This window comes from Bacillus sp. LR--39 (assembly GCF_053613335.1).
The window spans coordinates 1-1,052 of sequence record NZ_JBSIOT010000338.1 but is presented as its reverse complement, the minus strand read 5'-3'; the positions used below and the strand labels follow the sequence as shown (position 1 = coordinate 1,052).

The following is a 1,052-nucleotide window of genomic DNA, read 5'->3' as shown; positions in this document are numbered from 1 at the left end:
GAATAAAGTATTCGTCATTTCTTCAGCGGATATGGTGAACTGGACAGACCACGGAGCCATTCCAGTAGCAGGTGCCAATGGAGCTAATGGTGGCCGCGGGATAGCAAAATGGGCAGGGGCGTCATGGGCACCGTCAATCGCAGTAAAAAAAATCAATGGCAAGGATAAATTCTTACTTTATTTCGCAAACAGCGGCGGAGGTATCGGGGTTCTCACCGCAGACAGCCCGATTGGTCCATGGACCGATCCAATCGGAAAACCGCTCGTAACGCCAAGTACGCCAGGAATGTCTGGTGTTGTATGGCTTTTTGATCCGGCAGTATTTGTAGATGATGACGGCACCGGTTACCTGTATGCCGGGGGAGGCGTTCCTGGCGGTTCAAATCCAACGCAGGGACAATGGGCCAATCCTAAAACGGCTAGAGTCATAAAATTGGGGCCTGATATGACGAGTGTTGTTGGAAGTGCATCTACAATTGATGCGCCTTTCATGTTTGAAGATTCGGGATTGCACAAGTATAACGGAACATATTATTACTCCTATTGCATTAATTTCGGCGGCACGCACCCGGCCGATAAACCCCCGGGTGAGATCGGCTACATGACCAGTTCAAATCCCATGGGTCCCTTTACATATAGAGGGCATTTCCTGAAAAATCCGGGTGCATTTTTCGGAGGTGGCGGAAACAACCATCATGCTGTTTTCAATTTTAAAAACGAGTGGTATGTGGTGTACCACGCGCAAACTGTCAGTTCCGCTCTGTTCGGGGCCGGCAAAGGATACCGTTCTCCCCATATTAATAAGCTGGTGCATAACCCAGATGGATCCATCCAAGAGGTAGCAGCAAATTATGCAGGTGTAACACAGCTTTCCAATTTGAATCCTTATAACCGGGTAGAAGCTGAAACGTTTGCTTGGAATGGACGCATTTTGACAGAGAAGTCCACAGCACCCGGCGGGCCAGTAAATAATCAACATGTAACAAGCATTCAAAATGGAGACTGGATTGCTGTAGGAAATGCAGACTTCGGAGCGGGCGGTGCCAGGACAT

General features: G+C 48.8%; 1 protein-coding gene. It reads left to right on the top strand.

Annotation, left to right across the window (positions count from 1 at the left end; all coding sequences use genetic code 11):
* Window positions 1-1,052: alpha-L-arabinofuranosidase (gene xynD, locus ACWHAR_RS23025; protein ID WP_452087940.1), on the top strand; the 1,052-nt coding region annotated here is incomplete at both ends.